3 protein-coding genes are annotated in these 2073 nt (G+C 50.0%); all 3 read right to left on the reverse strand.

Annotation, left to right across the window (positions count from 1 at the left end):
* Window positions 1–130: 130 nt before the first annotated feature.
* Window positions 131–721: a hypothetical protein gene (locus tag ZBI01S_RS09325; RefSeq protein ID WP_159421490.1), complete on the reverse strand. Its 591-nt coding sequence runs from the start codon at window positions 719–721 to the stop codon at window positions 131–133.
* 133 nt (window positions 722–854) lie between these two features.
* Complete coding sequence (locus tag ZBI01S_RS09900) at window positions 855–1454, reverse strand: hypothetical protein (RefSeq protein WP_159421491.1); 600 nt, start codon at window positions 1452–1454, stop codon at window positions 855–857.
* Window positions 1455–1675: 221 nt separating this feature from the next.
* The coding region (locus ZBI01S_RS09330; RefSeq protein ID WP_222822394.1) for a hypothetical protein at window positions 1676–2073 on the reverse strand (398 nt) is incomplete at its 5' end.

Raw genomic sequence — 2073 nt, forward strand, 5'->3', positions numbered from 1 at the left:
CAGAGCAGCCTGCCATGAGCACGCCGGCCATAACAACTTGCACCAGACCAAAAACAGATCGATCAATCATATTCAAACCAACCAAATAGGATTTACCACCATTCATTGCATTAGTAATTTAACCTGAGGGTTAAATCTCGTCACCAGCCTTGTACGGAGGCTCCGGGACGAAGCATGGGCTCGTGACCCTCACAACAAGCTCAGTTCTCCCTTTGTCAGCAAGCACATCCACATAGATATCAACCAGAAAGCCATCTGGAGTTGCCCAGGTTTGCTTCTCAGGCGCGTTCTCGTGAGTGTATGTGAGCTGTTCCCAATCAGAGTTAGCGGAAATGCTTGATGCGATTTGTTGTTCAAGCTGGCTGATAGAGCTGGAAGGCGAAACAATAACAACGAAAAGCCCACTGTAGTATGTAGAACCCGGCGCCGCCTCATTATCAAACTCTTCAATAACAGAGTTGCAAGAATTCAGCAAACGAGGCTTCTCCCCAATTTTGGGAAGGTCACTAGTTTTCTGATCAATGCTTTCTGGTGGGATCAAGTCTCGAACTTGTTGCTGGATCTCGACGCTCCGCTCCCGCAGCTCGACAGCCGAGGACGTCGGGAACGGCTCACTCGGGCCTTGCCGATCTGAGTCATTGAAAGCACACCCAGCGAGCCCCAGAATAAGTGCCGCTGACAACACAACCGCAGATGCAGCGCTTCGGTCAATTCTCTTCATACGTCCATCCAAAGTCCCGGCAGCGATCCTTGAGCACCAACTCAGAATCCACTAGAGATACACACATTCTGCCCAATCGACGACCATGCAGTTGCACGAGGTGACAGGTTGAACGCCTCACATGTACATCGCATCAGATCTTGTCACCAGCCTTGTATGGATTTTCAGGGATGAAGCAAGGACTTGTAACATTGACGCTTAGTTGCAAACCGTCTCCCCGGTCGAGCTCGGTGACATCTATCAACACCATAAATCCATCATCAGTAAACCATTTATGTGTTCCTGATGCATTCTCGTGGGTATATATAGCTTGCTCCCATCCCGAGAAGTCTCGAATTTGGTCATCAATTCGCATAAGCAAATCATCGCCATGGACATCGGACTTAAGGCCAAGCGCAAAAGTTCCTGAATAGTACACAGGAATACCCTCACCACTGCCAACACTTGCTACTTCTGCACCAGCTTGGCAGCGCAAAAGTGTAGCTGGACGCTCTCCAATTTCCGGGAGATCATTAACTTCCATATTTACAACTCTTTCGGGAACAATGTCGCGAATCTGCTGCTGAATTTGAACACTTCGGTCTTTCTGCCCCAAGGCATCTAAAGTCGGAACCGACGATGCTTCGCTCACCCCATTTTCACCCCTCGCCGCACAACCCGACAGCAGGAGCACTAATAAGAGTGTTGAACCAACCCTTTTGGCAACCTTACGAGAAATGTTACCCAAGGTCATCAGTCAGCAATTTCTTTCGCAATCTCATTTATCCCCTCCGCACTCGAGTCAACCCCCTGGGAAATTCTCGAATGAGCTCCCAAAAAGTCACCATCTGGCGTCGCAACACCAGCAGAATCTGCCCCATTTGACGCGCAGCCACTGAGTAAGAGCAAGACGCCTACACCAGCACTAGTCACGATGGCCGAACGCGGAAGAGTCATCAGTCTGCCTTCTTTCACCTAGAGCTTGTCTCCGAGCTCGTAGGGAGGTTCTGGCATGAAGCATGGACTAGAAGCAGATACGGCGAGCGTGATTTCGCCAGTGTCTTCGCGCTCAATAACACCGACTGAAATTGTGAAGTTGTCCTGAGTTAGCCAATGACTACGTCTTGAGGACGCATCCTCATTACTGTCCCGAGCTGTCCACCCCTGTTCATTCGAAAGCGCAGACGCAAGTTCATCTTTCAACTGTTCTACATCGGTATCGGGTTTTATAAACACAGCAAACCCTCCGTCGTAGTAGACGGACCCCTCATTTGCCTCGGCTTGAACTCCGGGCAACATGGGCTGACACGTCAACAGCGTGTTCTGCAAGTCCCCAATCTTCGGCAGGGACTCGCTACTCGATTCAATTACAG

Source organism: [Zimmermannella] bifida NBRC 103089, from assembly GCF_001570925.1.
In the GTDB taxonomy this organism is placed as follows: Bacteria; Actinomycetota; Actinomycetes; order Actinomycetales; family Microbacteriaceae; genus Gulosibacter; species Gulosibacter bifidus.

Coding starts and splice junctions, on each gene's coding strand:
- ZBI01S_RS09325 (WP_159421490.1), bottom strand. CDS start 721: ATGAAGAGAATTGACCGAAGCGCTGCATCTGCGGTTGTGTTGTCAGCG.
- ZBI01S_RS09900 (WP_159421491.1), bottom strand. CDS start 1,454: ATGACCTTGGGTAACATTTCTCGTAAGGTTGCCAAAAGGGTTGGTTCA.